General features: G+C 68.4%; 6 protein-coding genes. 5 read left to right on the top strand and 1 reads right to left on the bottom strand.

Annotated elements, in window-relative coordinates; translation table 11 throughout:
* Positions 1 to 1116, top strand: a 1116-nt coding sequence (locus AC3WQR_RS31295; protein WP_492745921.1) for a 2-aminoethylphosphonate--pyruvate transaminase, incomplete at its 5' end; no start/stop codon positions are given.
* Between the two features lie 78 nt (positions 1117 to 1194).
* Complete coding sequence (locus tag AC3WQR_RS31300; protein WP_492745923.1) at positions 1195 to 2637, top strand: MFS transporter; 1443 nt, start codon at positions 1195 to 1197, stop codon at positions 2635 to 2637.
* A 6-nt stretch (positions 2638 to 2643) separates the two neighbouring features.
* Here AC3WQR_RS31300 and AC3WQR_RS31305 read toward each other — a convergent pair whose 3' ends face one another.
* Entirely contained in the window at positions 2644 to 3936 is a 1293-nt protein-coding gene (locus tag AC3WQR_RS31305; RefSeq protein ID WP_492745925.1) for an SUMF1/EgtB/PvdO family nonheme iron enzyme, read from the bottom strand.
* A gap of 167 nt (positions 3937 to 4103) precedes the next feature.
* Here AC3WQR_RS31305 and AC3WQR_RS31310 point away from each other — a divergent pair, with 167 nt between their 5' ends.
* From AC3WQR_RS31310 to AC3WQR_RS31320, 3 genes are all read left to right on the top strand, one after another.
* Positions 4104 to 4643: a TRAP transporter small permease subunit gene (locus AC3WQR_RS31310; RefSeq protein ID WP_070061823.1), complete on the top strand. Its 540-nt coding sequence runs from the start codon at positions 4104 to 4106 to the stop codon at positions 4641 to 4643.
* A 64-nt stretch (positions 4644 to 4707) separates the two neighbouring features.
* On the top strand, positions 4708 to 6246 hold the full coding sequence (locus AC3WQR_RS31315; RefSeq protein ID WP_070061822.1) for a TRAP transporter large permease: 1539 nt from the start codon (positions 4708 to 4710) through the stop codon (positions 6244 to 6246).
* The coding region (locus AC3WQR_RS31320) for a hypothetical protein (protein ID WP_492745927.1) at positions 6243 to 6744 on the top strand (502 nt) is incomplete at its 3' end. The genes AC3WQR_RS31315 and AC3WQR_RS31320, both read left to right, overlap by 4 nt.

Here is a 6744-nt window from a genome sequence, read left to right on the forward strand (position 1 = left end):
CACCCCATCCTGCTCACGCCCGGCCCCCTGACCACCTCGGACCGCACCCGCCAAGCGATGCTGCGCGACTGGGGCTCATGGGACGCCGACTTCAACCAGATCACGGCGCGCATCCGCAAGGAGGTGCTGAACATCGTGCACGGCACGGGCACGCACGAATGCGTTCCGTTGCAAGGCAGCGGCACCTTCTCGGTCGAAGCGGCCATCGGCACGATCGTGCCGCGCAACGGCCATGTGCTGGTGCCGAGCAACGGCGCCTACTGCCAGCGCCTGGCCAAGATCTGCAAGGTGCTCGGCCGCAAGCTCACCACCATCGACTACACCGAAGAGAAACAGGTCTCGCCCGCCGACGTCGACCGCGCGCTCGCGGCCGACCCGAGCATCACGCACGTCGCCGTGGTGCACTGCGAAACCGGCGCCGGCGTGCTCAACCCGCTGCACGAGATCGCGCTGGTGGTCGCCAAGCACGGGCGCGGCCTGATCATCGATGCGATGAGCTCCTTCGGCGCCCTGGAGATCGACGCGCGCAAGACGCCCTTCGACGCCGTGGTCGCCGCCTCGGGCAAGTGCCTCGAAGGCGTGCCGGGCATGGGCTTCGTGGTCATCAAGCGCAGCACGCTCGAAAAGTGCGAAGGCAACTGCCACTCGCTGAGCATGGACCTGTACGACCAGTGGGTCTACATGGAGAAGACCACGCAGTGGCGCTTCACGCCGCCCACGCACGTGGTCGCCGCGCTCGACACCGCCATCGCGCAGTACATCGAGGAAGGCGGCCTGCCCGCGCGCGGCGGGCGCTACACGCGCAACTGCAAGGCGCTGGTCGACGGCCTCGCCACGCTGGGCTTCCGGCCCTTTCTCGACCCGGCCATCCAGGCGCCGATCATCGTCACCTTCCATGCGCCGGACGATGCCAACTACGACTTCAAGACCTTCTACCAGGAGGTGAAGAAGCGCGGCTACATCCTCTACCCCGGCAAGCTGACGCAGGTCGAGACCTTCCGCGTGGGCTGCATGGGGCACTTCGGCGACGCGGGCATCCCGGGCGCGGTGGCGGCCATTGCCGACACGCTGAAAGCCATGGGCATCCGGCAGGTGACGGCGGCCGTCGCGGCCTGAAGAAGCTCTGAGCAGACCGGCGCATTGCAGCGCCGGTCCTACAACGCGGGGGATGATGCGCTTCGCATAATGCCCCGCATGACGGTTCTGCGCAGCGACATCCCTGCCCGCCTGGACCGCCTGCCGTGGTCGCGCTGGCACTGGCGCGTGGTGATCGCGCTGGGCGTGGCCTGGATCCTCGACGGCCTCGAGGTCACGCTGGTGGGCTCCATCGGCGCGGTGCTGGAGCGGCCCGACACGCTCGGGCTCACGGCGGCAGAAATCGGCTGGTCGGGTTCGATCTACATCGCGGGCGCGGTGATCGGCGCACTGGTGTTCGGCCGGCTCACCGACCGGCTGGGGCGCAAGAAGCTCTTCCTGCTCACGCTGGTGGTCTACACGCTGGGCACGCTGGCCACGGCCTTCTCGCCCAACTTTGCCTTCTTTGCGCTGTGCCGCTTCGTCACCGGGCTGGGCATCGGCGGCGAGTACGCGGCCATCAATTCGGCCATCGACGAACTCATTCCGGCGCGCGTGCGCGGGCGCGTCAACCTCGCGATCAACGGCAGCTTCTGGATCGGTGCGGCGCTCGGTGCGGCGCTGAGCCTCGTGCTGCTCGATGCGCGCGTGATCGGCCCCGTGTGGGGCTGGCGCGCGGGCTTTGCGCTGGGCGCGGTGCTGGCGGTGGCGATCCTGCTGGTGCGTCGGCACGTGCCCGAGAGCCCGCGCTGGCTCATCGCGCACGGACGCGCGGATGAGGCCGAGCGCATCGTCGCGGACATTGAGCGCGAAGTCGAAATGCAGCACGGCCCGCTGCCCGCCGCGCGCGGCCACGTGATGTACACGGCCGCGCGCCCCAACAGCCCGCCGATGCGCGAGGTGGCGCGCGTGCTGCTGCGACGCTACCCGGCGCGCAGCGTGGTGGCGACGGCGCTGATGGTGTCGCAGGCCTTTTTCTACAACGCGATCTTTTTTACCTACGCGCTGGTGCTCACACGCTTCTACGGCGTGGCCGAGGGCCGCGTGGCGCTGTACATCTTTCCGTTTGCGCTGGGCAACGTGCTCGGGCCGCTGCTGCTGGGCCCGCTGTTCGACAGCGTGGGCCGCCGCAAGATGATCGCGCTGACCTATGTGCTGGCCGGCGTGGGGCTGGCGCTCACGGGCTGGGCCTTCATGCAGGGCTGGCTCGACGCGCGCAGCCAGGCGCTGTGCTGGTCGGCAGTTTTCTTTCTTGCGTCGGCCGCGGCCAGCTCGGCCTACCTGACGGTGAGCGAGGTGTTCCCGCTGGAGATGCGCGCCATGGCCATCGCGATCTTCTATGCCATCGGCATGGGCGCGGGCGGCTTCGCGGCGCCGGTGCTGTTCGGGATGCTGATCGAGACCGGCAGCCGCGGTGCGGTGATGGTGGGCTATCTGATCGGCGCCGTGCTGGTCATCGTCGCGGGACTGCTGGCGTTGCGCTACGCGGCCGATGCGGAACGCAAGCCGCTGGAGGAAGTGGCGCCGCCGCTGTCGTCGGAAGCCGGCGGCGAGCGGCCCTGAAGGCGGCTACAGCGCGCAGGTGCGGAAGCCGAAGAAGCCGTCGTCGGCATCGGGCAGCGCAAAGCCACGGCGACGCGGCGAGCGCAGGCGCGCACGGGTCGCGAACGAGGCGCCGCGCAGCACGCGCGCGCGGCCGAAGGCGGCCACCGGATCGAACTCGCCACCGGCGCTCCAGGGATCGGCCCGGAAGCCCGGCCAGGGTTGCAGCGTGCCTGCGGTCCACTCGTGCACATCGGCCCAGCGAAAGCCGCGCCGCGCGGCCGTGTGGGCGGCGATTTCCCATTCGACCTCGGTCGCGATGCGCCGGCCGGCCCAGCGCGCCCAGGCGTCGGCCTCCCACCAGCTCAGGTGCACGGCGCTGTGGTGCCCGGCCGCGCGCACGGTGACGCCGAAGCGCTGTTGCAGCACCGAGCCGCCGGTGCCGTTGCGCGACACGCCGATCTGCTCCACATGGCGTGGCCCACGCCGGCCTTCGGTCTGTGCGGCGAGCCAGCGCCAGCCGTCGCTGTGCCACAGCTCCTCGCGGTCGTAGCCGCCGTCGTCGACGAACTCGATGTACTGGTCCCAGGTGACGGGCTGGGCGTCGATCTCGAACTCGGGCACGTCGACGCGGTGCGCTGCGCCCTCTTGCGCAAACAGGAAGCCGCTCTGCTCGGGCAGGCCGAGCTCCCAGCGCGTGGCCGGCAGCAGCAGCGGCTCGCGCGTGACGGCGGTGGGCGGCTGCTCGATGTTCAGCGGCAGGCCCAGCGTCTGCGCCAGCACCACGAGCTGTTCGCCGCGCAGGTCTTCATGGAACAGCGCCAGCCGATAGAAGTACAGGCCGGCATCGGTCTCGGCGGCGTTCTCGAGCAGCTCGAGCGTGCTTTCGAGGGTTTCGAGCAGGTAGGCCTTGGTCTGGCCCAGGCCGGGCAGGTCGGGCGACCAGCAGCGATCGGCCGCGCCCTGGGCCGGGTTCCACCAGTCGTCGGCGTCGGGGTCGATGGCGGCCAGCCGCGTGGGGCGCACGGGGCAGTCGATGCCGAAGGCGCGCTGAGTGTTGCGCCCGATCCACCATTCGGCGAACCAGCCGATGTGGCCCGCCAGCCAGACCGGCGGCACCACGCCCGGCTGCGGCGGCACGCGCATGGCTTCGCCCAGCGCCTGCTCGAACAGGGACAGCAGGTGCAGCGTGTGGTTGCGGGCGTCGATGAGGGCCAGCGAGAGCAGGTCGCGGCCGGCGCGGCGCATGTCGGGCGAGTCGATCGACAGGGGCGGGCTCGCCGCACCGAAGGGCGTCCAAGGCGGCGGGCTCGAAGACATGGGCCATTATGGCGACCGCCCGACAGGCCCTCTGGCGACGCGGATTCCGGGTAAACCCGAGTTTGCGTCAAGGCAATACTAAGGTTCACCGAGATACCATTGCGGGCTTTGCGCGCAGCCCCCACCAGGGGCCGGCGCTTCACCTTGGGCTTCGCGGGAGACACCCCTTGTCTGTATTCCTCAAATTCGCGGCCGTCATGGACTGGGTCAGCGAAAAACTCGGCAAATTTGCCGGCTATGCCGTTCTGGCCGCGTCGCTCATCTCGGCCGCCAACGCCTTCGTCCGGTACGGCTTCGACTTCAGCAACAACGCCTTCCTCGAGATCCAGTGGTATCTGTTCGCCGCCACCGTGATGCTCGGTGCGCCGGTGGTGCTTCGCTTCAACGAGCACGTGCGCGTGGACATCATCTACGGCAAGCTCAAGGGCCACGGACCGGTGTATGTCGACCTGTTCGGCCTGACCTTCTTCCTGCTGCCGGTGATGGGCCTGCTGACCTACCTCACCTGGCCGTTCTTCTGGAACACCTGGGTGTCGGGCGAGATGTCGGGCAACATCGGCGGGCTGATCCGCTGGCCCGCCGCGCTGCTGATGCCCGTGGGTTTCTGCACGATGTTCCTGCAAGGTGTCGCCGAGATCATCAAGCGCATCGCCTACCTGCGCGGACTGATCGAGATGAACACGCACTACGAGAAGCCGGTGCAGTGATGGCGTTCGTCGCGCTTCGCCAGACCGCCCCGACACCGCCCGCACCGCAGGACAAGTAGACATCATGCACATGGAAAATTTCGCCCCGATCATGTTCGCGGGGCTCGTGGTGATCATGCTGATCGGGTTTCCGGTCGCGTTTTCGCTCTCGGCCCTCGGCCTGATCTGCGGCTTCTTCGCCATCGAGATGGGCTGGTTCCCGGCCGGCTTCATGGCCAACCTGCCGCTCAACGTGTTCGGCATCCTGTCGAACGAGACGCTGCTGGCCATTCCGTTCTTCACGCTCATGGGAGCGGTGTTAGAAAAATGCGGGCTCGCCGAGGACATGCTCGACTCGATGGGCCAGCTCTTCGGCCCGATCCGCGGCGGCCTGGGCTACTCGGTGATCATCGTGGGCTTCATCCTCGGCGCCATCACCGGCACGGTGGCCGGCCAGGTGATCGCGATGGCGATGATCTCGCTGCCGGTCATGATGCGCTACGGCTACAACATGCGCTACTCGACCGGCGTGCTCGCCGCCTCGGGAACCATCACGCAGCTGGTGCCGCCCTCGCTGGTGCTGATCGTCATGGCCGACCAGCTCGGCACCGACGTCGGCCAGATGTACAAGGGTGCCTGGGGCCCGTCGATCCTGCAGGTGGTGATCTTCGCGATCTACACCTTCCTGGTCTCGCGCATCCGTCCGCACTACGTGCCGGGCCTGCCCGCCACGGCGCGCACGCTGCACGGCTGGGCGCTGTGGGGCAAATGCCTGCGCGGCATCATCCCCTCGGCCATCCTGATCTTCGCGGTGCTCGGCTCGATGGGCGGCCTGCCCTTCATGGACAAGGCCATCGCCACGCCGACCGAGGCCGGCGCCATGGGCGCGGTGGGCGCGCTGGTGCTGGCGCTCATTCACCGGCGCCTGAACTGGGCGCTGATGAAGGACGCGATGGAAGGCACCATGCGCCTCACGGCGATGGTGGTGTTCATCCTGATCGGCTCGCGCGTGTTCTCGCTGGTGTTCCAGGGCGTGGACGGTGCCAAGTGGATCGAGCACATGCTCTCGGGCCTGCCGGGCGGCCAGATCGGCTTCCTGATCGCGGTCAACATCTTCGTGTTCTTCCTGGCGTTCTTCCTCGACTTCTTCGAGATCGCCTTCATCATCCTGCCGCTGCTGGGCCCCGTGGCCCACAAGCTGGGCATCGACATGGTGTGGTTCGGCGTGCTGCTGTGCGTGAACATGCAGACCTCGTTCATGCACCCGCCCTTCGGCTTCGCGCTGTTCTATTTACGGGGCATCGCCGACACCCTGTTCAAGAACGGGGCGCTGCCCAAGAAGGTGGAGTCGCGCGACATCTACCTGGGCGCCGTGCCCTGGGTCGTGATGCAACTGCTGCTGGTGGCCATCGTGATCTTCTTCCCGCAGACGGTGACCGTGTTCCTCGAGAAGGAAAAGGTCGTCGACATCGAGAAGGTCAACCTCGACATGCCGGTCGACCCGAACGCACCGCCCGCCACCGACAACGGCGTGAACATGGAAGACCCGTTCGGCAACCAGAAGACGCCCGAGGAAACGCCGGCGCCGGCGGCCCCGGCGGCGGGCGAAGCTTCCAAGCCGTGAGCGACGCCCGCCCCGGCGACGCCCCGAACGACCAACCCGCGACGACCGAAGGCGGCCCGCTCGAAAGCGCCGCCTTCCCGCCGCTGCTGCGCACGCTGGCAGTGGTGCTGGTGGTCGATCTCTTCGCCTTCGCGCTGTGGAGCCTGCCGTCGCTGCGCACCACGAGCTGGTCGGCCACCAGCCTGTTCGTCTTCGGCGTGGCGGGCCTGTGCGTGATCTGGGTCGGCTACTGGATCGTCTACAGCCGCACCCGCCTCGAAGGCGACGTGCTGACGCAGACCTGGCTGTGGAACAAGCGCGTGAGCGCGCAGGACGTGGCGCAGCTCAAGCTGGTGCACATCCGCATGCTCGAGCGCGTGATCGCACCGCGCCTGCTGGTGCGCCGGCGCTTCGGCGGCATCACCTGGTTCCATGCCTACGACCCGCAGGTGCTGATCGCGTTCGGCGAGCAGGTGGCAATGCGCACGCTGCCCTCCGCACCACCGCCCTCCCCCGAGC

This window comes from Variovorax sp. FW305-3-2-15-B-LB1 (genome assembly GCF_058787635.1).